General features: G+C 36.2%; 22 protein-coding genes. 4 read left to right on the top strand and 18 right to left on the bottom strand.

Annotated features, from left to right (window positions below; genetic code table 11):
* The 18 genes from IEY67_RS19315 to IEY67_RS19230 all read right to left on the bottom strand — a co-directional run.
* The coding region (locus IEY67_RS19315; protein ID WP_189086831.1) for a DegT/DnrJ/EryC1/StrS family aminotransferase at positions 1 to 543 on the bottom strand (543 nt) is incomplete at its 3' end.
* A 475-nt stretch (positions 544 to 1018) separates the two neighbouring features.
* On the bottom strand, positions 1019 to 1741 hold the full coding sequence (locus IEY67_RS19310) for an MBL fold metallo-hydrolase (protein ID WP_183670697.1): 723 nt from the start codon (positions 1739 to 1741) through the stop codon (positions 1019 to 1021).
* The gene (locus IEY67_RS19305) at positions 1719 to 2462 is read right to left on the bottom strand and encodes an SDR family NAD(P)-dependent oxidoreductase (RefSeq protein WP_183670699.1); all 744 of its coding nucleotides are present in this window, start codon (positions 2460 to 2462) and stop codon (positions 1719 to 1721) included. Before IEY67_RS19305 ends, IEY67_RS19310 begins: the two co-directional genes overlap by 23 nt.
* Position 2463: 1 nt before the next feature.
* Entirely contained in the window at positions 2464 to 3528 is a 1065-nt protein-coding gene (locus tag IEY67_RS19300) for a 3-oxoacyl-ACP synthase III family protein (RefSeq protein ID WP_183670701.1), read from the bottom strand.
* A 5-nt stretch (positions 3529 to 3533) separates the two neighbouring features.
* Positions 3534 to 3761, bottom strand: a complete 228-nt coding sequence (locus IEY67_RS19295) for an acyl carrier protein (protein ID WP_183670709.1) — start codon at positions 3759 to 3761, stop codon at positions 3534 to 3536.
* Between the two features lie 38 nt (positions 3762 to 3799).
* Positions 3800 to 4738, bottom strand: coding sequence for an ACP S-malonyltransferase (locus tag IEY67_RS19290; RefSeq protein ID WP_183670711.1), 939 nt, complete (start codon positions 4736 to 4738; stop codon positions 3800 to 3802).
* Between the two features lie 11 nt (positions 4739 to 4749).
* Positions 4750 to 5385 (bottom strand): NeuD/PglB/VioB family sugar acetyltransferase, encoded by a 636-nt coding sequence (locus tag IEY67_RS19285; RefSeq protein WP_183670716.1) that lies wholly within the window; start codon positions 5383 to 5385, stop codon positions 4750 to 4752.
* The gene (locus IEY67_RS19280) at positions 5382 to 6017 is read right to left on the bottom strand and encodes a sugar transferase (RefSeq protein ID WP_183670718.1); all 636 of its coding nucleotides are present in this window, start codon (positions 6015 to 6017) and stop codon (positions 5382 to 5384) included. Before IEY67_RS19280 ends, IEY67_RS19285 begins: the two co-directional genes overlap by 4 nt.
* An 84-nt stretch (positions 6018 to 6101) precedes the next feature.
* Positions 6102 to 7160 (bottom strand): WaaS/CpsH family glycosyltransferase, encoded by a 1059-nt coding sequence (locus IEY67_RS19275; RefSeq protein ID WP_183670720.1) that lies wholly within the window; start codon positions 7158 to 7160, stop codon positions 6102 to 6104.
* Positions 7161 to 7170: 10 nt separating this feature from the next.
* Entirely contained in the window at positions 7171 to 8028 is an 858-nt protein-coding gene (locus IEY67_RS19270; RefSeq protein ID WP_183670722.1) for a dTDP-4-dehydrorhamnose reductase family protein, read from the bottom strand.
* A complete protein-coding gene (locus IEY67_RS19265) occupies positions 8025 to 9047 on the bottom strand; it encodes a polysaccharide biosynthesis protein (protein ID WP_183670724.1) in 1023 nt (340 codons plus the stop codon). Before IEY67_RS19265 ends, IEY67_RS19270 begins: the two co-directional genes overlap by 4 nt.
* Before the next feature lie 24 nt (positions 9048 to 9071).
* Entirely contained in the window at positions 9072 to 10070 is a 999-nt protein-coding gene (locus tag IEY67_RS19260) for a glycosyltransferase family 2 protein (RefSeq protein WP_183670726.1), read from the bottom strand.
* On the bottom strand, positions 10067 to 11146 hold the full coding sequence (locus tag IEY67_RS19255) for an EpsG family protein (protein ID WP_183670728.1): 1080 nt from the start codon (positions 11144 to 11146) through the stop codon (positions 10067 to 10069). The genes IEY67_RS19260 and IEY67_RS19255 overlap by 4 nt, the downstream gene beginning before the upstream one ends.
* Before the next feature lie 95 nt (positions 11147 to 11241).
* Positions 11242 to 12237 (bottom strand): glycosyltransferase family 2 protein, encoded by a 996-nt coding sequence (locus IEY67_RS19250; RefSeq protein ID WP_183670730.1) that lies wholly within the window; start codon positions 12235 to 12237, stop codon positions 11242 to 11244.
* Positions 12225 to 13679 carry a lipopolysaccharide biosynthesis protein gene (locus IEY67_RS19245; protein WP_183670732.1) on the bottom strand — a complete coding sequence of 485 codons (1455 nt, stop codon included), beginning with the start codon at positions 13677 to 13679 and terminating at the stop codon, positions 12225 to 12227. Before IEY67_RS19245 ends, IEY67_RS19250 begins: the two co-directional genes overlap by 13 nt.
* Positions 13680 to 13719: 40 nt before the next feature.
* Positions 13720 to 14658 (bottom strand): UDP-glucuronic acid decarboxylase family protein, encoded by a 939-nt coding sequence (locus IEY67_RS19240; protein WP_183670734.1) that lies wholly within the window; start codon positions 14656 to 14658, stop codon positions 13720 to 13722.
* Entirely contained in the window at positions 14655 to 15971 is a 1317-nt protein-coding gene (locus IEY67_RS19235) for a UDP-glucose dehydrogenase family protein (RefSeq protein WP_183670736.1), read from the bottom strand. Before IEY67_RS19235 ends, IEY67_RS19240 begins: the two co-directional genes overlap by 4 nt.
* 9 nt (positions 15972 to 15980) lie before the next feature.
* Positions 15981 to 17921, bottom strand: a complete 1941-nt coding sequence (locus IEY67_RS19230; protein ID WP_183670738.1) for a polysaccharide biosynthesis protein — start codon at positions 17919 to 17921, stop codon at positions 15981 to 15983.
* A gap of 876 nt (positions 17922 to 18797) precedes the next feature.
* On the opposite strand from IEY67_RS19230, the gene IEY67_RS19225 reads away from it, so the two are divergent.
* The 4 genes from IEY67_RS19225 to IEY67_RS19210 are packed head-to-tail and all read left to right on the top strand — an operon-like array spanning position 18798 to position 23763.
* Positions 18798 to 19925, top strand: coding sequence for an MraY family glycosyltransferase (locus tag IEY67_RS19225; RefSeq protein ID WP_183670739.1), 1128 nt, complete (start codon positions 18798 to 18800; stop codon positions 19923 to 19925).
* A 16-nt stretch (positions 19926 to 19941) separates the two neighbouring features.
* The gene (gene wecC / locus IEY67_RS19220) at positions 19942 to 21144 is read left to right on the top strand and encodes a UDP-N-acetyl-D-mannosamine dehydrogenase (protein ID WP_183670741.1); all 1203 of its coding nucleotides are present in this window, start codon (positions 19942 to 19944) and stop codon (positions 21142 to 21144) included.
* The gene (locus IEY67_RS19215) at positions 21141 to 22547 is read left to right on the top strand and encodes an oligosaccharide flippase family protein (RefSeq protein WP_183670743.1); all 1407 of its coding nucleotides are present in this window, start codon (positions 21141 to 21143) and stop codon (positions 22545 to 22547) included. The genes wecC and IEY67_RS19215 overlap by 4 nt, the downstream gene beginning before the upstream one ends.
* Before the next feature lie 13 nt (positions 22548 to 22560).
* Positions 22561 to 23763 (top strand): EpsG family protein, encoded by a 1203-nt coding sequence (locus tag IEY67_RS19210; RefSeq protein WP_183670746.1) that lies wholly within the window; start codon positions 22561 to 22563, stop codon positions 23761 to 23763.
* The last annotated feature ends 4 nt before the right edge of the window (positions 23764 to 23767 follow it).

Below are 23767 nucleotides of genomic sequence, written 5' to 3'. Positions count from 1 at the left end.
TCCGAAAGTACCACATTTCCGTCCTTTATATTCTGAACCCAAAGCTTCAGCGGCATCTTCCAAAACGGGTATTCCGTAATGAGAAGCAATAGCCATAATTTCATCCATTTTTGCAGGCATGCCGTATAAATGGACCGGGATAATTGCTTTCGGAAGTTTTCCTGTTTTACGCAAACGGTCTTTGATTGCTTCCTCCAGGAATAAGGGACTCATGTTCCAGGTATCCTGTTCGCTATCTACATAGACCGGAGTCGCTGACTGGTACGCTATCGGATTAGCGGAAGCGGCAAAAGTAAAGGACTGGCAGATAACTTCATCGCCAGCTTGCACTCCTAGTTCGATAAGGCCTAGGTGAAGGGCGGCTGTGCCGGAAGATAATGCGACTACGTGCCGATTTTCTTTAATATATTCCGCTAACTCTTTTTCAAATGCATTCACATTGGGGCCTAGGGGGACTACCCAGTTGGTATCGAAAGCTTCTTTTATGAAGTCTTGCTCACGACCGGACATGTGGGCGAGAGAAAGGTAGATTTTTGAGTTCATGATTTATATTGTGATTAAAAGATATAATTCCAATTGCTATGACAAACAAGAATCAAACCGGTTGAAAAAGAATCGCCGGTTACTAAAATTTTCATGATGTTCGCACTTATCTTTTAAGCGGAAAGAATTTAATCGAAGTAGTCGTAAAGTTGAATAAGCTTATCTGTAGAAAATTTTGGTAGAACGGAATGTATAAAGTAGCTTGTACTTTAGAAATGAATTATCAGGATAAACATCAATACGCAAACGTTCCAATTTCCAATATAGCTTGCCATTCTTCAGGGGTTTTAAACTTATGCTTTGCAACTTTTTCTTTTTCCATAATTTAATTTTTTTTAAACTATACTACAAAGTATACAAGCAAAATCCAAACAAACGCTTCCTCGCCTTTCCAAGCATTATTTACTGATTATTAATCAATTTACAGGTAAGCATCTCTCTTTGAAAAGACACTTCTATGTTGAATGTTCTCTTTTTATTTTATAGGTTTTTCCGATAATATTGATGACGATCTCAAATGGTCATCATATTTTCCTGCAAAATAGTCCTTGTAATATTCCTGCATTTCGATTAACTGAAATTTCTCTCCATGACCAGGATATACTATTATGTCATTGTCAAAAAACTCATAGATAAAATCTATTGTCTTCTTTAAATCTTCTATGGATGCCCCATATTTCTTTTTCAGGAAAGGCTTAGTTTTATAAATCATTGTATCCCCAGTGAACAAGGCATTGCTAACAGAGATACACATTCCTCTATTGGTATGACCTTTTGCTGCAATAAACGATATTATATAGTCGTTCCATTCAAGTTTCATATCAACGTCCTCAACAATAACATCAACTTTATTAACGGAGTACATTTTTTCAGAGTTGAAATACAACTTATTAAAGTAATTCATAGGTGTCTTTATCCAATGAGAACAGAGTCTTGTCGTAACTACTTTGGCATTAAATGTATCCAAAAGACTATTAACCCCCCAGCAATGGTCAAAGTGTTCATGTGTAAGCATTATATAATCGAGACTATACCCCTTTTTTTGAACATAGTCTCGAATATTATTCTGTTCTTTCGTCCCCGGGTCAACAACAAAACATCTTTTATGCTTTTCACAAACGACAAGATATGCATTAGATGGTACAGGAGAATTTAAAAACCTTATTACTCCTAAATTATTGTAAAGTATATCCGCCATCAATTGTAAATATACTGCCTGTTACCCATCGTGCAGCATCGCTTAAAAGGTAAATACAACAATTAGCTATATCAGTTGGTGTGCCAAAACCAAGAGGATGACGTTCTGCATAAAATTTCAAGAAACAATCTTCCTCTATTGCTCCACAGCCCAAAATTGCGGAGGGAACAAAACCGGGTTGGATACAATTGACACGTATGTCTTGTTTTGAAACTTCAAGAGCCATAGCCTTCGCAAAACTATTTACTGCACCTTTTGTTGCTGAATATAACGAATTTCCTACTTTAACATTAAATGTAGATACAGAAGAGATGAAAATTACAGAGCAACCATGATTCAATTTTCTTTTCCTCAATATCCTACTTATAAGTTTTATGTCACCTATAATATTTGTGTTAAATATCTCTGAAATAGCCTCTTCATTGATATTTTTTACGGGCATTGTCTTGATGATACCAGCACAAAGAATTATACCATCAAGTTTTGGTATTACTTCTATCATATTGTAAATATCATCAGAGCTACAAAGATCTACCTTGTGAATAATATGACCTTCTCCCTCCATTTGGGATAAAGTTTCATTTAACCTTTCCTCATTTCTTGCCACCAGATGTACAGTGGCACCCATTTTAGCGCAATCAATACTAATACCTCTTCCTATGCCAGAGGAAGCGCCTGTAACAAGAATAGTCCTGCCTTCAAGTGAAAAAGGATTATACATTTTATAAATACATTAAATCACAAACTTTAATTTTGTTGGTAGTAATACGTCCAGTTCCGATAGAAAAACCGACACCAACAGCAGCCATAACCATCTCAAGAGGACGGCTCTCTAGCTCTTCTTTCAATTTGCACACCATTAACAATGGGATGGTTGCTCCACTCGTATTTCCAAAATCTTTTAAGTTCATTGGTGTTTTTTCTTCCGGGAACTTTAGTTTCTTTCTTAACTTCTCAAAAAGCACCTTACTTGCTTGATGAATCAAACAGTAATCCATTTTCTCATTGTCAATATTAAACTCTTGAAGCAATTGTTTGTATAATTTAGGAACGCCAGTAATCGCAGCAGCAAAGACCTCAACTCCATCCATTTTTTCATCTAGCCTGGTACGGAAATTCCCATCACCGACAGCTTCCTCCTCGAAAGACTTCAGACTGACAGGATTTCGAGAACCACCATCAGGTACTATTACATGTTTTCTTCCTGATCCATCTGTGGAATAACATATATCAATCTTATCAGCTTCTTCGGGATTATACTCAAGAGCAGTGACGGTGCCAGCATCTCCTAAAAGAAACCACATACTTTTATCCTTATAGTTGGCATACTCAGATTGAGTGTTGCCCACCATCAGAAGACATTTCTTAAAGTTACCAGTTGACACCATATTTCCAGCAACGCCAAGACCTACTACAAATCCAGAGCAACCGAGTGTTATATCAAAAGCAAGTGTAGATTTTGGGAAGCCCATTTTATCCTGTAACACGATACCTGTTGATGGTAAGCGATAATCACATGTCTGTGATACAAAGACTATAAGATCCACCTCTTCCTTTACCCATCCAAGTTTTTCAAGCAACCCCTCAGTCGCTTTTTGACAGAGATCAGATGTACAAATACTACCATCGTGTATAGCACAATGTCGACGTTCAACACCTGTAGTCTCAATATACTTTTCAATCTCATCCGGAGGAAGCAGAGTGTAGTCCCTGTTTTCTTCTATACGTTCAGGGACACACGCCGCCATTCCAGCTATCTTGACGTTTTTAATACTCGCAATAGCCATAATAATTACTTTGCCTGTACAATGTTAAACAAATCTTCGATGGTTTCCGTTGAGCGAATATCTGCACCTGTGATAGTTTTATCAAACTGGTCGTCAACCATAGAGATAATACTCAAAGCAGTAAGAGAACTCCACTCTTTAAGCTGTCTGTATTTAGTGTCAGCCTTGAAAATATCAGCAGGTGTCTCATCAAATTCCTCGGCAAATGCCTTGATAAATTCTTCTAAATTCATTATTGCAAAAAAATTAATTAATAAATAAATTAAATATATTACTCTTTAACTATTGAATAATCGTGTACTTTTCCCTCGTAAATAGGAGTATGCAAGATTGATGTAACCAATGACTCCGGTGCCATTCTACAAATGATTTTCTGTAATGTGTCATCGGTACCACACTCATAAAACTCATTTACTCCATTGTTAAGCATATTATCTATCAGCTTTGTCCACTGAACAGGAGATGTCATTAACTTAATTTGATTGTCCATAATCTCCACTGGATCCGTATGTGGCAAACCATCCACATCTTGATAAATTGGGATTCTTGGAGTCAACCAATTAAGTTTCCTGAGTTCTTTACTAAGAATTAATCCTTCTACTACAGAATTAGGAGAATGTCCAACGCCCTTCTGAGGTAGAACGAGAGCACGCTTTGCCCCCATCTCCTTTAGTATTTTACATGCTTTTTTCACAGAATTTCTAGCCCCTGTAACAACTAATTGTCCTGGACCATTATAGTTCGCTATATAGAGTTTCTCACTATCCTCTTCACTAACTCTATCAATTACGGTCTGAACCTTATCTTCAGCAATACCAATAATGGCACCCATTGCACTTGGATGTTTCTGAAATGCCTCATAAAAGACATTACCTCGTTTTACAATAAACTTGAGACATTCTTCAAAGCTTAATGCCCCCGAAATTACTAATGCAGCATACTCGCCCAATGAATGACCTGCTACACAATCAGGTGAAATAAGATCTTGTCCTAATGCCGCAGCAACCTCATAAATAAATACACCTTTCTGGGTATAGCGAGTATCCATAAGTTGCTCTTCATTCACAGAAAACAGCACATCGCTAAAACGCTCACCTAAAATATCGTTAGCTTGTTCAAAAACAGCTCTCGCTTTAGGGAAATTCTCGTAGAGATCCTTACCCATTCCTTCTTTCTGGTTTCCCTGACCCGGGAATACAAATGCTTTCATACCTTCCGTTTTTACATTAACAATACCTTTGCAGGATTTCCGTAAACCGTTGTATATGGACTCACTTTCTTTATTACAAAACTCATTGCTGCCACTGTAGCACCTTCGCCAATAACAACTTTATGACTCACAACTGCAGTTGTATGAATTGTTGCCATGTCTTTAACTACTACACCACCAACACAAGTTGAGTGTGTATCTATACGAACATAATTACCAATTTTACAATCATGAGCGGCAATCGAAAAAGTCTGAATCAAGCAATTTTCTCCTATTGTGCAATCTGCTCCAACAGAAGCATATTCAGCTATAATACAACCATCACCTATTTTAACATTCTCTCTAACTATTGCTGTTTTATGTATCAAGGTATAGAATTTGGCTCCTCTCTCCTTTAATTTTTCACATACCATCTTTTTTACTTTTGTGTTTCCGATAGAACAAACAAAAACATCATTGTCTTCTATTTGATAACCATCAATAGTTCCCAACAGCGGAGGATAAGCCTCAAAGCCATCCAGTGAATGCAAATTATCATCAATAAAACCTTTAATTGAAAAATCTTTATTGAAATCAACGCAACCTTTTGCAATACAATACACGGAGCGTCCCATTCCACCTCCACCTACTATAATTAGTTTTTTCATTCTTTTGTATATTTGATATATTTTGTAAAACCTAGGTCATCGGCATCTCTTGATACATTTGAACCAATAGATATGTCCTTCCGAAGTAGCACTTTCTTTATTGACATAAGTATGATTTTTAAATCGGTCTTAAATGTACAATTATCAACATACCAAACGTCTAATTCAAACCGTTTACTAAATGGGAGAAAATTTCTTCCATTTACTTGTGCCCAACCAGTTATACCTGGACGAACTTCATGTCTTCGTGCCTGTTTTGTAGTGTAAAACGGTAGATATTCAGGCAACAACGGTCTCGGACCAATCAATGCCATATCCCCTTTAAGCACATTAATCAACTGTGGCAATTCATCAATTGAAGTAGAACGAATAAATTTCCCGATCTTCGTCAAACGATCAGCATCAGGCAACAATTTTCCCTCAGCATCCCGCTCATCCGTCATTGTCTTGAACTTAATAACCTTGAAGATCTTCCCATTCTTACCCGGACGCTCTTGAAGAAAGAAAACACCGGCTCCTTTGTTTGTGAAATATAAACACAGAGTCACAACTAATAATATTGGGAAAAGTACAATCAATATTAATAGAGATAAAATAAAATCAATTATCTGCTTCCAAAAACATCTATACATATTAAACAATTTTCATCCTCAAATTCAACCGAAAACACACAAAATTATCTCAATCAATAAAATATAAAAACAAAATCCTATATACTATCTATGAAATATTTCATCTGTTTTACAATTTGAATTAAAAAATTTCAAATAAGACTCTTCCAAATCCAATCTCCAAATATCATTGAGCCAAGCATCTACTGTATAAAGACTTTTTATCGAATCTGGTACATCTTCAAAAGGGGAAGTCATAAAATTTTCTGGAATATCTATATCGTCTGAGACTACACATATATTATTTTTTCTATAAAAATTATAATCACATACACAATTTGAATTCGTCACTAATTTTGTGCGTGTTGCTAAAGCTTCAAATGGACGTCTATTCAGACTTGTTGTTTGTAATCTATGTTGTACATCAAAAAAACATTTGGATTGGGCAATATAGTATGACTGATCTTCAATAGATAATGGTGTAAAATGAAATTCTTTTTTATTACACAACAAAGGAATGTTTCCCCTTATCTTTGCTTGTATTAAAGATGGATATGATGGAATATAATAATAAAAAAAATAATTCATCCCTTTATTCTGAAGATATCTTTCCATCCTTTTCATCCAGTAATATCTATCGCTAGATATAGTCCCAACCATGAATAAGTCATACTTAATCGGTTCTATCTTCGAAAGAGTAAGATGCTCAGGTAAAAAAAATGAAGGACGAAAAACCATTTTATATTTTTTAGCATCTCCTATATCAAAAGATATGGTTCTATCAAAACTTTTAACAATCCAAGAAAGATCATTAGTAGCAAATACATCCCAAGTATATAAAATTAATTTAGCCATAGGGTAGGCATCTCGTAACATATCAACAGCAACAGGACTAAATCCTTCACCTCGTATAACAAAAATAAAATCAAAATACTTCCGTTCTAATTGAATAACATGCTTTATATAAGAACAGAAATAAGAAGGCATTGTTCGTTTCACAAGACGTAATACTATTTTGTCTACAGTTTTAGAACTTGGTCGTTCCGGATAAACAGAAACATTGCATCCTTTACTTACAAGACAATTATATATAGCTTTTCCATATAAAGTGTTCACTCCTCCTGGAATGAATAGCAAAATATTTGAACCACAATATTCTTCCATAATTTATACACTACTGATAATAATATATAGGATAATAACCACTATGTTCATCAATCCAATCTTTCATCTCCACAATCATATCTTTATAGGAAGGAACTTTAAAAGAAAAATCCTTACGAGTATTAATTAAAGTTTTATCTAAATTGAAATCATTATTTTTCAAGATCTCTATAGGATGCTTTTTACAACAACAATTAAAAAGATTCAACAAATCATACTTAGAGATAGTTTCATTATTTACCAAATTATATATTCCTGTTAAATTTTCATCAATAGCTTTTTCAATAGCTTTCGCCAATGTAAGAGTAGTTACCCCCGTCCAAATAGCACCAGTGAAACCATAAATAGACGATTTTTGCTTCATAAACCAATTAAAAAGTCCAATGCCATAACACTTCATATCAGGACCAATTATTGAATTTCGAAAGGTCAAATCTTTATTATTATTAATCTCACCTAAAGCTTTAGAACGATCGTACATTGTTTTTCCATCTGGAAAACTTTTTTCTGTATAAGGACCTGTATTTCCTGCAAATACACAATCTGTACTCATATGAATGAGCTTTGTTGACTTATCTTTTAACCAACTCTCAAGGATATGAGGCAAATAACTATTTAAAAAAATTGCTTTATCAGGATTGTCTTCTGCTGTTTGATTAAGTAAACCTATACAATTAATTACCACATCATATTTTCCCTCAATAAGAATATTTTGTAACTTATCAAGTTCAAAAGCATCTCCTACTATGCATTCACAATAAGAAATTTTCCTTGTAGCAAAGGCTACTGTATCATACCCTCTCTCCTTAAAGTAGAGTGTGATTAAATGACCGGCCATACCGGTAGCTCCCAAAATTAAGACCCTCATAAACTTAAACCTAATTTTACTCTTACATAATCGACCTTTAACAATAATGCTTTCATTTCCTCTATATCCAAACGCCTTGTATTGTGAGAATGATAATCATCAGTAGGAGTAATCCTTTCGTTCCCTGACTCTAATCGATCGTAGTTCAAATCTCTTGCATCACACGGAACTCTAAAATATTCCCCCATATCTTCTGCCCGAACGATTTCCTCACGAGTAACTAACGTCTCATATATTTTTTCACCATGTCTTGTTCCTATAATCCGAATCTCAGAATCCGAATGAAATAACTCTTTTAGTGCTGATGCTAAAGTTACCAATGTGGCCGCAGGCGCTTTTTGGACAAATAGATCTCCATTACTCCCATGTTCAAAAGCATAAATAACCAAATCCACCGCATCGTCTAATGTCATCATAAATCGAGTCATATTAGGATCTGTAATAGTAAGAGGTAAATGCCGTTCGATTTGCTCTATCCAAAGTGGAATAACCGAACCACGACTTGCCATTACATTCCCATATCGGGTACAACAAATTGTTGTTTCCGCATTGGCACCTAATGAACGTCCTCTCGCTATTGCGACTTTCTCCATCATTGCTTTACTAACTCCCATCGCATTTATAGGATAGGCAGCTTTATCTGTAGATAACACTACTACATTTTTTACTTTATGCAGTATTGCAGACTCTATAACATTATTAGTCCCCATCACATTCGTCATTACGGCCTGCATAGGAAAAAACTCACAAGAAGGAACCTGTTTTAATGCTGCTGCAGAAAACACATAATCTACACCCGCCATAGCATTATCCACAGAAGAACGATCCCTGACATTTCCTATATAAAACTTCACTTTAGGATTTTGAAGCAAATGCCGCATATCATCTTGTTTTTTTTCATCTCGACTAAAAATACGTATTTCCTTAATATCCGAATCTAGAAAACGCTTTAAAACCATATTACCAAAAGAACCTGTGCCTCCAGTAATCAAAAGGACTTTATCTTTAAATATAGACATATCTTATATAACAATTACATTTAATCAAAACAAATATTTTTTATACATCTTCGTATAGATATAAAAAATGCTGTAAGCCAATTGTGGATATTTAGACAACAATGCCAATAGATACTTTTTCAAAGACATTCTTTTACGAATAGAGTGTTTATTAAATTGGTAAAAATTTGAATCAATGACATATCTATCATAAGAAGTCTTAAAATTAGCATAAGAAAGTCTTAATGCAGCTTTCAAAATATAAGAAGTACAAGACCAAAGAAACCATACCCTATACTCCTCTATAAAATCTTCTAACAAACCATTATTATATAAATAATTACAATAAGAATTTTCTCTAAATAAAAAACCATTATATGCTACACTTCTTGTTGCACTAGAAGAACGTACAAGTACATGATAAAATGGATCTCCACATATGATTATTGATTTCGCCTTGGACATTACCTGAAGCGAGAAAAAACCATCTTCCCCTATAGAAACTCCTGGTTCAAACTGAAAACAATAAGTTTTCAAAAAAGATACTTTATATAACCGAGCACACGAAGATGCCCATAAACCTTTACCAGACAAATAAGAGGCAAGGATATCTCTACCTTTCAATTCATATGAAGTAAATGGACGAGAAGTATAACGTTTCTTACCTGTTTCTAAGCACTCAAATACAAAATTGCAACAAGCAATATCATGGTCCCCTGAATTTATATATTCAAACATTTTTTCAACTGTATTAAATTCCAACCAATCATCACCATCAACAAACATGATATAATCTCCAGTTGAAACTTCAATACCACGATTTCTTGCAACAGAAACTCCCGCATTTTCTTGTTCTATAACCTTCACACGTTTATCTTCCTTTTCGTACATACGTAAAATTGATAACGAATTATCTTTAGAGCCATCATTGACAAAAATAAATTCCAAATTTTCATAAGTTTGGAAAAGCAAACTAGAAATGCATCGATCAATATAAGCTTCTAAATTAAAAACTGGTATTATTAAGCTAATCTTTGAATTCATAAAATAATCGTAAATAAATAATATCCTATCAATACAATTGATATAGAAGTATATCTATAATTAAAATATTTCATATCAATCATTGGGTAAACAATTAACAATGGCATCATAAACCATGATAAATATGCAAATCTATTAGAAAACGGAACTTCATTTATAAAAACCCATAGCATATTAGATAATAGATAACAGGAAAACAATTTATTATAAAAGTCATTTCTATAAGATCTTATGAAATAAAAATAAGATGAAAACCAGATAGGCAACGAACTATATAAAACAAAATCCCAACGGAATCCAACTTTTGAAAACATACTTAAACTTACAGTACCAGTCAGATAGCTCTCAGCTTTTTCATTCAAAAAAGGAATAATCAAAAGTAGATTCTTTATATATCCACTTAGCATAAATCCACAAAAAACTGAAAACACCCAGGCAAATAAATATAATTTAACCTTAGGGTACAAAATTGCTATACAAAAGAACGAAAATGGCCAAACTGCAGAGTAATGGAAAGAAAAAGCAATTAATGAGTAAATAAAAAATCGTAACGTATTTCGATAATTCACAAATGCTAAAATTAAAAAAGATGTAGATATACCATTTCTTATTCCATCAACTGCATACATATAAAAACTCATAGTTGTCACAATAAATAATATAATCAAATGAGGATATTGTTTTGACAACTTATAACTAGATACAAATAAAGGAAAAAGATAAAGAAATGCACAAACAAGAAAAAACATCTCTACTGAGAGCCCCAACCATCTACATAGATATGTTAATAACCAAAATCCATATTCTTTATAGGTTTCAAAATCCCATGATTTATATAATGAAAACTCTAAATATGCTTTTCCATAACGTATAGAATCTCCAAAAACATCTTCTATCCACCATTGTCTATATCCTACAAAATATAGACAAAATATAAAAAACAAAGTAAGTCGTAAATTTGTAGCGCCATTAACATGTATACGATTATAAAATAATAACAAATAAAAAGACTCAATAAAGACAATTAATAATAAAATATATCGAAATAGAAAAACATGTAAATATGCATCTAACATAACAAGATAAATAAAATATACTACTCTTATATTACAAACGTATACATCTATATATCAAAACATAAACACAACTATAAAATATCTTATCTATAAACTCAATAATATCTACTAATAATTTTTTTTATTTTATATGGAAACATTAAATACACAAAAGCCATCAGTGTTTTGATGTCTTTATGCATAAATCTTAATACTTCCCAATTCTTTATATCTAATAAATATAAACTATCTACAAAATTTTTCTTTTCAAGATCACTCGTACACCTATATTTAACAAATCTAAAACACAAAAAGAATAATACTCTTATAACAAATGATAAATAATAAGGATATACACTTTCCTTATTATACATTTTTAAATACTTATTCAATTCTATAACTATATCCTTTTCCTGCCTTATAATTCTTTCTGTATTAATCAAATTAGTATTACCTGTAGTTGAACTATCTCTTCTAAAATATCTCAAAGTTATTTTTGAAGTAAAAGAAAAACTTCTTACATAATAAGAAAGGTGTAAGCTAAAAATATCATCTTCATTTAAATGAGTATCATAACACCGAATATGATTTATGCGAAGAAATTTTAAATTATACAATTTATTCCAAAGCATTATGGGGAAATACTTTCTATCTTTATAAATATAAGTAGATAAAGCAAATTCTCCCTTTCGAGTAGTGTCCATTAAAACCCTATCTATAGTTTTACTATCATTTATGACCTCACACATAGATCCAGCGACAAAATCAACAGGACACTCAATCATCTTATCATATAACACCTGTATACAACCCGGGGTAATCTCATCATCACTATCCATGAAAAACAGAAACTCTCCCTGAGCATTGTCTATAGCTGTATTTTTTGTAGCCCCCGTACCTATATTATGTGGATGCTCTATAATACGAACATCTTTTCCTCTTGGATGGTCTTTGATGATCCTACGAACAATCTCCATGCTGTTATCGGTTCCTCGATCGTCCACTAATAAAAATTCGATACTTTCAAATGTTTGGTTCAATGCAGAAAGCAATGCACGCTCCACATACGGAGCCACATTGTATATCGGCATGGACAAGGTTACTTTGTACATTCTATATATAACTTTTTTATTATCAATACTATTTGATCTATTTCTTGCATTCTAAAAATAAAGCAGGCCAATATATAAACTAATAATCCAATGAGGCTCCCTATTATTAATTGGCCTAATAAATCTCCATCAAAAAAACATGTACTCAAATAAACTGTTCCCCCAGTTAATAATGAGATTAAAAATAAAGGCATTATATAACGAACTTGTTCACTATATTTTACATAGATTACTTTCTTGGAATAATAGATAATAATTATCATATCAAAGAAATTATATATAACAATTCCCCAGCATAATATTTGTACTCCAAAAGATAAAGTTACAAACAGTATAGTAATCGCAATTATCTTTTTAAGAATTTCTGCACGCAAAAAATAGTCAGAATGACCTTTTACATTCAATATCTGATTATTGACAACCATTACTGGATACCACATATAAGCAAAACACAATATGGATAGCAATTTAGCAGCTGGAAGCCATTTATCTGTCAGCAATAATAATATTAGTGGTTTAGATAAAACCGCCGCAATAATCATTAATGGAAATATAATAAAACAAGACATTCTCAAGTAATTGATAAAAGATATTCTAAGGCGTTCACTATCATCTTGCATTTCACACTGTATTGGGAAAATTACCCTATTAATAATTCCCACTATATTTATAGAAGGGAAATTAGCAAATTGGTACGCTCTATTATAAAAACCTACATCTACAGAAGAATATCGACGTCCTATCACCAAGCTATACAAGTTCATATAAATTGTATGTAATAACCCGGATAAGAGCAATTTAGAACCAAATGAAAATAAAATGTAAAAGGATTCTCTTGAAAATACCCATTTAGGAATCCATTTAGCAAATATCCATAATAATAATGTATTTAATAGACTGCTTGATAATGTCTGGATTACCAACGCCCATACCCCCCAACCTTTATATGCCAATATAATCCCGATTATTCCGCTAACTAATACGGCTGTAAAAGAAACTTTAGCTTGTTTTTTGAAGTCGACATTGATAGTCAACTTAGCCCGTTGTACAATGGATAAACCTGATATAATAATATTCAATCCTATCCAACGTGTTATCAGAGACAAACTTGGTTCTTTATAAAAAGACGAGATGTAAGGTGCACTAAAATACAGGAGCAAATAAAAAACTACCGAAATAAAGATATTGAAATAGAAAACCGTAGAAAAATCTGTTTCTGTACGATCCTTTTTTTGTATCAACGCATTCGAGAAACCACTATCCACAAAAACTTGGGCAATAGCCAAAAAGATATTCAGCATGGCTATCAATCCATAATCAGCCGGCAATACCAAACGAGCGATAATAATAGTTAACACAAACTGTATCCCTTGTACGGAAAACCGTTCAATAGCACTCCATATTACGCCTTTTACGGCTTGATGTTTTAATGAATCACTCATGTAATTTTAATAAGGGAATAAATCTTTTACCTAAAAAGTATCACTCTTTTATTTTATCCTCAAAATATTCAAATGTTTTCTTCAATCCTTCTTCCAATCGGATTTTAGGTTCCCATTCCAGTTTTTCTTTTGCCAACGTAATGTCTGGCTTCCGTTGTTTCGGATCATCATCCGGTAACGGGCAATACACAATCTTAGATGTTGAATGGGTCAACTCTATCACTTTCTCTGCCAATTCCAACATCGTAAACTCCCCGGGGTTTCCTGTATTGACAGGACCGATAAAATCATCACCTGTTGCCATCATTCGGATCATGGCTTCAATCAGATCATCTACATATTGGAAACTTCTGGTTTGGGTTCCATCCCCATAGATTGTGATATCTTCACCTTTTAACGCTTGTACGATGAAATTAGAAACGACACGTCCGTCATTCGGATTCATTCGAGGTCCATACGTATTAAAGATACGGATGATTTTAATCCGTACACCGTTCTGACGATGATAATCCATAAACAAAGTTTCGGCTGCACGTTTGCCTTCATCGTAGCAACTACGGATACCGATTGGATTCACATTCCCCCAATAAGATTCAACCTGCGGATGAATAGCCGGATCACCATACACTTCGCTGGTCGAAGCTTGTAGGATTTTTGCTTTAGTCCGTTTAGCCAATCCCAGCATATTCATTGCTCCGTAAACGGAAGTTTTCATTGTCTTGATGGCATTATATTGATAATGAGGAGGCGATGCAGGACAAGCCAAGTTATAGATCTCATCAACTTCGGCATAATAGGGAGAGGTTACATCGTGACGAACCAACTCAAAATTATCATATTGTAGTAGATGACGAATATTATCCTTACTTCCGGTAAAATAATTATCCAAACAAATCACATCATTACCTTCTTTTACCAAACGTTCACATAAATGGGAACCGATAAAACCGGCTCCACCCGTTACTAATATACGTTTCATTTCTGTCCGATTCTCGAATAAATAAAACCTAACTCTTTCAATTCTTCACCATCGTAGATATTCCGCCCATCCACAACCACGTAATTCTTCATGGCTTTACGAATAATAGCCCAACTGGGCATACGGAATTGTTTCCACTCCGTCATCAAAGCGATAGCATCTGCATCAATCACCGCTTCATACATATCCTTACAATAAGTGACTACATCCCCTATCCTACGCTTTGTTTCATCCATGGCAATAGGATCGAATACATTAATCACAGCACCTGCTTTCAAAAGCTTATCAATCACAACCAACGCAGGAGCTTCACGCATGTCGTCTGTTTCAGGTTTAAAAGACAATCCCCACAAAGCAACAGTCTTACCTTTCAGATCTCCATTAAAAGCCTTACTCAACTTATCAAATACAATATTCTTTTGCTCTTCATTTACCGATTCTACAGCTTCTATAACACGCATGTGGTATCCGTTTTCTATTCCTGTATGCAATAGAGCTTTCACATCCTTTGGAAAGCAAGAACCTCCATACCCACAACCGGCATACAGGAAACGGCTACCGATACGGGAATCTGTCCCCATACCTTTACGTACATTATCTACATTTGCTCCGATACGTTCACAGAGATTGGCAATATCGTTCATAAAGCTGATGCGGGTCGCCAACATAGCATTGGCTGCATATTTCGTCATTTCAGCTGAAGGAACATCCATGATCAGGATGGGATAGCCATTCAGTGTGAAAGGACGATATAATTTCTCCATCATTTTTTTTGCCCGTTCACTTTCAACACCAACTACCACACGATCAGGCGTCATGAAATCTTTTATAGCTGCCCCCTCTTTCAAAAATTCAGGATTAGAAGCAACATCAAATTCTATCTCAACCCCACGTTTATCCAACTCTTCCTGTACAGCTGCCCGAACTTTTTTGGCTGTACCAACAGGCACTGTACTCTTTGTCACTAATACGACATGCTTTTTAATATGACGTCCCACCGTACGGGCTACTTCCAGTACATATTTTAAATCGGCACTTCCATCTTCGTCCGGAGGTGTCCCCACCGCACTAAAGACTATTTCCACCTTATCCAAACAAGAGGTCAAATCTGTTGTAAAATGAAGACGGTCGGCCTTCACATTACGTGTAACTAAATCATCCAAACCTGGTTCATAGATAGGCATCTCACCATTTAATAACTTCGTAATTTTGTTTTCATCAATATCTACACAAGTGACATCTATTCCCATCTCTGAAAAACAGGCTCCTGAAACAAGCCCCACATAACCTGTACCAACAATTGCTATATTCATATATTACTACTACTTATCCAACTTTTCAAATTCTGAATTCTGACTCTTAAACTCAGGAACAAAGCTTTTCATTCCTCTCACCATATCAACTATTTCTACATTCAGGGAAAGATTAGACAAAACATTGACACATCTTATCACATCTTGATAGTTATATTCTCTAACATCAGCAATTCGAATTTTTTCGTGGAGAGTTTCTTTTGTATTTTCCTTATGACTTAAAAGCTCTTCATACAATTTCTCGCCAGGGCGCAATCCCGTATACTCTATCTCAATATCCTCCCCGACTCTCATACCTGAAAGTTCTATCATCCGTCGAGCCAAATCTGCAATCTTCACAGGTTGCCCCATGTCAAATACAAATATCTCTCCTCCATTCCCCATCGTACCAGCTTCCAACACCAACCGACACGCCTCTGGGATAGTCATAAAATAACGAATTATATCAGGATGAGTTACAGTAACCGGACCTCCATTATTAATTTGCTCACGGAAACGAGGTATGACAGAACCATTACTACCCAAAACATTACCGAAACGGGTCGTTATAAATTTTGTGTCCCCCTGTACTTCACCTTTTATAATAGCCAAACTCAAGCTCTGTACATAAATTTCAGCCAGCCGTTTGCTACACCCCATAATATTAGTCGGATTCACTGCTTTATCCGTACTAATCATTACAAACTTTTCAACTCCGTACTTTACGGCAGCATCTGCAACCAACCGTGTTCCATAAACATTAACCCGCACTGCCTCACAAGGATTCTCCTCCATCAACGGCACATGCTTATACGCAGCAGCATGGAATACGATATGCGGATGCCATTTTCGGAAAACATAGTCCAAACGATCTTCGCAGCGGACATCTCCTATCACAGGAACAAAACTCAGGTTAGGATACTTATCTTCCAGTTCCAAACGCAAATTATGCATCGGAGTTTCGGCTGAATCAAAACAAATCAATTTACAAATAGGGAAATGAGCTAGCTGACGGCAAATTTCACTACCGATACTACCGGCTGCACCTGTAACCAGTATCACCTTATTCTCCAACAAGCAAGCTATCTCCTGCATGTTGATCTTGATCTCATCACGTCCCAACAAGTCTTCAATCTTTATGTCACGGATAGACCGTTTTATCGTTCCGTTATGAACCTCTTCCATCTCGGGAACCACCAGAGTATGCAAAGAGATCTGTTCACAGAAACGGATCAACCGTTCTTTCTCATACTGTACTGTTTTCAGATTAGGGAAAAGTATTCCGTCCAAAGAGTTCCGGTTTACTAACTTCAAAAGGTCTTCACGAGAGGCAACCTGATAAACAGGCAATTCGGCGATGCGGAAATTCCTTTTCTCTTTGTTGAAGGTAAGGAAGCCGGTTATACAATAATCCTGAACAAAAATATGTCGGGTTGCAGTCGAAGCGATCATAACACTTTCATCACCGGTACCATAGACCAACACCTGTTTTCGCTTTTTACCGAACTGCAGCAATACCATATTATACATGTTCACAATGAAAATGCGAAAGGTGACCAACATCAACATTGTCAGAACACAATCGATAAACAATCCGACCAGATAAACCTTGGGAGTAAACGAAGCTTTTAAGACCAAAAGCAACGTACACAGGACAATTGATTTCAATACAGCAACTCCCCAAATCCTCCATAAACCACGCAAGGTGGAATGGCGAATTACCCCATGATACACCTTAAACGTGAAAAAAGCGATCAAACTTCCTATTAAAGAAGCAAATGCACCTTTCAAAACATCCGCCTGGGTGTATGGGATACGTAAAAAGGAAAAAAGTCCTAATACTCCAATCAATGAAACTGACAACGAAATGAGCAAGTCAAACCAAAAAATAATCCACTTATTAATGTATCTCATTGTTATCAGACGAGAAAAAAAATGCTGTAAACTTATATAATGATAGTTCATTGTCATAAGAAGGGTATGAATATGGTTACGAATTTCCCGGAAAGCATAGATATATCAGAGCAATAACTCTGAAAGCTATTACCAAACACCGGAGAATTTCAAAAACGGGTGTAATATTGGAATCACCGAAGTGGTGATTATCAAAAGATAGGACATTAATACTAGTTATATAATTGATACACAGAAGGTCGTCAGTCACAAAGCTGTAACGACGATAATGACTAGGAAAAACGATCGTTTTTTTTAGTCACCGCAAAAGTATGCATTAATTTCCGAACAAACAAAATAAAAAATTCATCATGCCTTGTTAGACAAGGTATAATGAATCTTTTAATGCTTAAATTTAACACTTAAAAAAAACTAAATAATGGCGAGAATAAACGATCGTTTAAATTCGTCATTTTCACCCCTATCGAGAAGTAGCTACAAGGCATATCCGATTTATTAACACACAGGTTATCAGAAATATACAAAAACCTGTTTTTTAGCTCAAAATCTACAGATACAAGCCCTTTTATACGCCTTTAAACAGGTTTTTCGGTCATTTTCGAGGGTCTTTTCGGAGAGTAAAAACGACTCATTCTGCAACTGTATGCTCTTTAATCTTTTTTTCGAATTTAGATTCATTTATCATTTATGAAAAATACATCTTCTAATGAGAACTGAAAATGAAAATTATAGCTTCCCAAACACAGGTCTTTCTTTTTTGAGCCTTCCAAAGCATTGATATTCATAGTTAAAATAGAGTAATTGACCTCCTATTTGTGAACGAATCAAGGAATCTTCTGTTTATATAGCGACTAAACAAAAAACAGAATGAATAAACGTCAGTGACCAGATGGGACTGACGAACATTGTCGTATAACTTAACTTCAAACGCAAATGATATATGTCTTGATTTTAATGGCCTTTATCATATCAGTAGTCTTATCTATGCTGATCATTCCACGCATATTGATCGTGGCTTTGACAAAAAGACTCTTTGATATGCCTAACGAACGAAAAATACACACGGGTGCTATCCCCCGTCTGGGAGGGATTTCATTTGCACCGACTATCTTATTCTCGCTGGCTTTCGTTTCCGCGATCTCGTATCTGGGGTATTTATACGGGTTGAAAATTCCTCAAAATATCACTCCGCATATCACTCCCGATTTCTATTTACTTACCTGCGGACTGATCGTACTCTATCTGGCCGGTATCAAAGACGATCTGATAGGTCTGCGATACCATACCAAATTCATCGTACAAATTCTAGCAGCCTCCCTACTCCCACTTTCCGGATTGTGGATCAATGACTTTTACGGTCTTTTCGGTATCTATGAACTGGCCCCCTGGATCGGTATGCCGCTGACTATCTTTGCAATCGTTTTTATTACGAATGCAATCAATCTGATAGACGGTATCGACGGGTTGGCATCCGGATTAAGTGGGACTGCCTTGCTGATATTAGGGTCTTTGTTTCTACATCAACATATGTGGTCGTATGCGATGTTGTCTTTCTCAACACTGGGCGTACTGATCCCCTTTTTCTATTATAATGTGTTCGGACAGGCGGAACACGGAAGGAAGATATTTATGGGGGATACCGGAAGCCTGACCCTGGGGTATATCCTGGCTTTTCTCTGTATCAGTTATGCGGCGTATACCCCGGACATCTCTCCTTATACCACCAGCGCCATCCTTATTTCATTTTCGACATTGATCGTTCCGATGTTCGATGTAATACGGGTCATGCTGATCCGGTTCCGAAGACGTAAAAGCCTGTTTTCACCCGATAAAAATCATATACACCATAAATTCCTGGAAATAGGGTGCAGCCCCCACAAGGCACTACTCTATATCCTGGCAATTTCATGGGCATTCAGCTGTTTGAATATCGTACTGGCCCCTTATATAAATATCAATATTCTATTTATTGGAGATATAGTGATCTGGACGGCTCTGAACGTTTGTCTGGATAAAATACAAAACAAAAAGAATTCGTTGAAAAAAAAGAAAATCATTTAAAAGGATCATTTAAATTATGAAAGCATGTTTTATGGGATTAGGTTATATAGGTCTTCCCACAGCAATAATAGCAGCCGAAAACGGCATCGAGGTAATTGGAGTAGACATTAACCCTCAGGTTGTAGAGATGACAAACAAAGGGGAAATACATATCGTCGAACCGGGACTGCAGGAACTTTGTCAGCAGGTAGTGGCTTCAGGCCATCTGAAAGCTTCAGTCGAACCGGAGGTGAGCGATGTCTACCTGATCGTTGTACCGACACCATTCAAAGGGAACCATGAACCGGATATTTCGTATGTGGAAACAGCGACCCGGTCTGTCATCCCGTTATTGAAAAAAGAGGATCTGTTTGTGATCGAATCGACGTCGCCTGTAGGAACGACGGAAAAAATGACACAACTGATATTCTCACTCCGCCCGGAGCTGAAAGATAATATATTTATCGCTTATTGCCCGGAGCGGGTACTTCCGGGAAATGTGATTTATGAATTGGTGCACAACGACCGGGTTATCGGGGGTATCAATGAAGAGTCGACGGAAGCGGCTGTCGGATTCTACAGCCGCTTCGTGAAAGGTACGTTGCATAAGACGAACTCCAAAACTGCTGAAATGTGTAAACTAACCGAGAACTCCTCACGCGACGTACAGATCGCATTCGCTAACGAGTTGTCGCTTATCTGCGATAAAGCGGGTATCAATGTCTGGAAACTGATCGAACTGGCAAACAAGCATCCCCGTGTGAATATCCTGCAGCCGGGAGCCGGTGTAGGCGGTCATTGCATTGCCGTCGATCCTTATTTCATCACTGCCGAGTTCCCCTACGAATCGCAACTGATCGCCAAGGCACGGGAGATAAATAATTATAAGGCTTTCTGGTGTGCAGAAAAGATAGAAAAAGAGATGTTGAAGTTTGAATTACAGCATCACCGGAAGCCTGTCGTTGCCATGATGGGGCTGGCTTTCAAGCCTAATATAGATGATCTGAGGGAATCACCTGCCAAATATATCACGACCAAAGTGATGCAAAGTCACAATAATGCCGATATCCTGGTGGTCGAACCGAATGTAAAGGAACATAAGGTCTTCAAGCTCACCGATTATAAGGTAGCTTATGAAAAAGCGGATATCGTTGTCTTTATGGTGGCACACAAGGAATTCAAAGAACTACCATATACAGACGATAAAATAATACTGGATTTTTGTGGGATCAATTCATGAGGATCATTAAAAATGTACTGTTCAATGGTTCCGTACAGGTTTCCGGTATACTGATCAACCTGCTGTTATTACCCTATCTGACCAGGGTATTGGGGGAAGAAGCATTGGGTACCAATTCTTTCGGATTATCCGTCACCAGTTATTTTACGTTGGTCGGTAATCTGGGGATTGTATTATACGGCGCCAAATCGCTTGCCGAACAGCGGGATCATCCGGAAAATCTACAGAAAAAATTCTCCCAGTGCATTACATATCAGTTCTTTTTTAATCTGCTGGCTATATCCTTATATAATATATGGGTCTGTTTTGCTCAGCAGATTACCCCCATCTATTTCCTGTTCAATATCGTCCTGTTCACGACAATGACCGACCTGTCGTGGGTATATACAGGTTTCGAACGGTTCGATCTGATCGCTACCCGTAATATACTGATCAAAATAATCGGAACTTTACTGATCTTCCTTTTTGTAAAGGATACGGATGACCTGCCGCTTTATATTATTATACAGCAGGGTGTTCTATTGATCAGCAATATCATTTTCTGGACTAATTTGTCGAGGATAGGGTTAAAAATCCGTTTTACAGGGATCAGGAATTCATTGAGGGCTATATTCAAGCCGGCCATATTCCTGTTCGTGCCAAGTATTTTTACGACTATCTATCTGTCACTGAACAATATCATGCTTGGATATATATCGGGGGTGAATGCTGTCGCCGTCTATGATTATCCGAATAAGCTTGCCCGTATCCTGATCACGATGATCAGTATATTAGGTATTACTATGATGCCCCGGCTAGCTTATCTGAGTAAGAAAAAGACACAGGAAGAGTATTTGAAGAAAATGACACAAATGTTATATGCCTCCCAGATCATCAGCATACCGGTTATGTTCCTGCTGATACTGACTTCGCATACGTTATGTTTGTTTGTATTCGGCAATGGATTTAACGGTTCAGACAGGGTATTAGCTATTGTCGCACCGACAATTGTCTACTCAGGGTTAGGTTTATACAATATTTTTATCACGCAGGACAAGATCCGGCAACTGACACGGGGAGTGATTTGCGGAACCATCGTCAATATATTGTTGAACCTGCTGCTTATCCCCCGGTTGAGTTTTGAAGGGGCAGCTTACTCGGCGCTTATTACAGAGACAGTCGTTCATTTGCTCCTGCTGTTCTATTTGAGGAAAGTGTTGGATATAAAAGATTTTATCATCACTTTTTCATCCCTTTTCTCGATAGCCTTATTCATTTTCCTGATACTCAGGTTTACTTTTACCGTAAATAATTTCTTCGATATGATGACTACCGGTATTATTTATCTGCTGTCATATCTGCTTCTTCTCTTTATTTTCCAGAGAAAAAGGATCAGGAAACTCTTTTTGAAACCTCGTTCATAACCCTGTTTTAGAAATGATATATCTGCTGATCCTGTTCACGATTCTCTTTTTCCTGTATTTATCGGAAATAAAGGGTGAGAAATCCTGGAGAATACCGGGTAGTTATATCATCTGGATATTGTTTGTGCTGGTTGCCGGACTCAGATATCGTGTGGGGGGCGATTCTTTATACTATCAGGATATCTATCCCTCTTTTCCGCTATTCAAGGATTTGAGAAATTATGGATTATACGAAAACGGATATGGTCCGCTATGGTATCTGTTCTGCGCAACAACCAAAGCCATAGATACCCGTTTTTTCATTATGCAGATCATACATGCCCTGATCATTAATACGGCAATGGTCTTTTTTTTCAATAAATACTCCAGGCATTTACTGGCCTGCCTCCTTCTCTATTATGTGTTTTACTTTTTGTATTTCAATATGGAGATTTTAAGAGAGTCTCTGGCTATATCGGTGTTCCTGTTCAATATGAAAAATCTGATCGATAAAAAATGGATAAGGTATACGGCCGGATGTGTTTTATCCCTGGGATTCCACCTTTCTGCCGTTGTTTTATTCTTTTTGCCGTTCCTGATGATGACATTGCAGAAAAAATATATCAAGGTTTCATTGACGATATTATTCATTACGATCACCTGCTTGTTCTATATACTGCAAAATAAAACGGATTCCCTTACCTTTTTACCGGGCATCCTGTTAATAAAAATGCACTCATATGGGACCAGAGAGATGAATAACCTGAACGGTATCATCAACAACTCAATGCCTTTCATCTGTTATCTGCTTATTTATCTGGTACATGGCAGACTGATAAGAAAAGGGTCGGACCAATCGGGGGGAAACCGGCAGGATCTACTGTTCAAAGTATTCCTTCTTTTCGCTTTTCTGGGAGGATTCAACGAAGGTATCTTCCGGTTTACCAATTACCTGACGCCTCTGGCTATCACTTATAGCGTCAATGTGATATACGATGTTACCCGGGAAAAGCGTAAGCAACTGGGGATAGTTGTTTCCTGCCTGGGATTGTTTATCCTGTTTGCACACAAATCGCTTTATTATTATAAAGATACCTCCGGTCTGGCCGATCATACCCGCAGGTATGAATTATGGTATCCGTATGAATCGGTTTTCACAAACAAAGAACATTACGGACGGGAACTTATTTTTTACAACGCAACTCAAAACTTAATTGATCTAAGAAATAAAAAATAAATAT

Origin of the sequence: Parabacteroides faecis, from assembly GCF_014647375.1 — a bacterium.
Classification (GTDB): Bacteria; Bacteroidota; Bacteroidia; order Bacteroidales; family Tannerellaceae; genus Parabacteroides; species Parabacteroides faecis.
The sequence above is the reverse complement of the archived record's forward strand: the minus strand, read 5'-3'. Positions and strand labels throughout refer to the sequence as shown.

Coding starts and splice junctions, on each gene's coding strand:
- IEY67_RS19310 (WP_183670697.1), bottom strand. CDS start 1,741: ATGGCGGATATACTTTACAATAATTTAGGAGTAATAAGGTTTTTAAAT.
- IEY67_RS19305 (WP_183670699.1), bottom strand. CDS start 2,462: ATGTATAATCCTTTTTCACTTGAAGGCAGGACTATTCTTGTTACAGGC.
- IEY67_RS19300 (WP_183670701.1), bottom strand. CDS start 3,528: ATGGCTATTGCGAGTATTAAAAACGTCAAGATAGCTGGAATGGCGGCG.
- IEY67_RS19295 (WP_183670709.1), bottom strand. CDS start 3,761: ATGAATTTAGAAGAATTTATCAAGGCATTTGCCGAGGAATTTGATGAG.
- IEY67_RS19290 (WP_183670711.1), bottom strand. CDS start 4,738: ATGAAAGCATTTGTATTCCCGGGTCAGGGAAACCAGAAAGAAGGAATG.
- IEY67_RS19285 (WP_183670716.1), bottom strand. CDS start 5,385: ATGAAAAAACTAATTATAGTAGGTGGAGGTGGAATGGGACGCTCCGTG.
- IEY67_RS19280 (WP_183670718.1), bottom strand. CDS start 6,017: ATGTATAGATGTTTTTGGAAGCAGATAATTGATTTTATTTTATCTCTA.
- IEY67_RS19275 (WP_183670720.1), bottom strand. CDS start 7,160: ATGGAAGAATATTGTGGTTCAAATATTTTGCTATTCATTCCAGGAGGA.
- IEY67_RS19270 (WP_183670722.1), bottom strand. CDS start 8,028: ATGAGGGTCTTAATTTTGGGAGCTACCGGTATGGCCGGTCATTTAATC.
- IEY67_RS19265 (WP_183670724.1), bottom strand. CDS start 9,047: ATGTCTATATTTAAAGATAAAGTCCTTTTGATTACTGGAGGCACAGGT.
- IEY67_RS19260 (WP_183670726.1), bottom strand. CDS start 10,070: ATGAATTCAAAGATTAGCTTAATAATACCAGTTTTTAATTTAGAAGCT.
- IEY67_RS19255 (WP_183670728.1), bottom strand. CDS start 11,146: ATGTTAGATGCATATTTACATGTTTTTCTATTTCGATATATTTTATTA.
- IEY67_RS19250 (WP_183670730.1), bottom strand. CDS start 12,237: ATGTACAAAGTAACCTTGTCCATGCCGATATACAATGTGGCTCCGTAT.
- IEY67_RS19245 (WP_183670732.1), bottom strand. CDS start 13,679: ATGAGTGATTCATTAAAACATCAAGCCGTAAAAGGCGTAATATGGAGT.
- IEY67_RS19240 (WP_183670734.1), bottom strand. CDS start 14,658: ATGAAACGTATATTAGTAACGGGTGGAGCCGGTTTTATCGGTTCCCAT.
- IEY67_RS19235 (WP_183670736.1), bottom strand. CDS start 15,971: ATGAATATAGCAATTGTTGGTACAGGTTATGTGGGGCTTGTTTCAGGA.
- IEY67_RS19230 (WP_183670738.1), bottom strand. CDS start 17,921: ATGACAATGAACTATCATTATATAAGTTTACAGCATTTTTTTTCTCGT.
- IEY67_RS19225 (WP_183670739.1), top strand. CDS start 18,798: ATGATATATGTCTTGATTTTAATGGCCTTTATCATATCAGTAGTCTTA.
- wecC (WP_183670741.1), top strand. CDS start 19,942: ATGAAAGCATGTTTTATGGGATTAGGTTATATAGGTCTTCCCACAGCA.
- IEY67_RS19215 (WP_183670743.1), top strand. CDS start 21,141: ATGAGGATCATTAAAAATGTACTGTTCAATGGTTCCGTACAGGTTTCC.
- IEY67_RS19210 (WP_183670746.1), top strand. CDS start 22,561: ATGATATATCTGCTGATCCTGTTCACGATTCTCTTTTTCCTGTATTTA.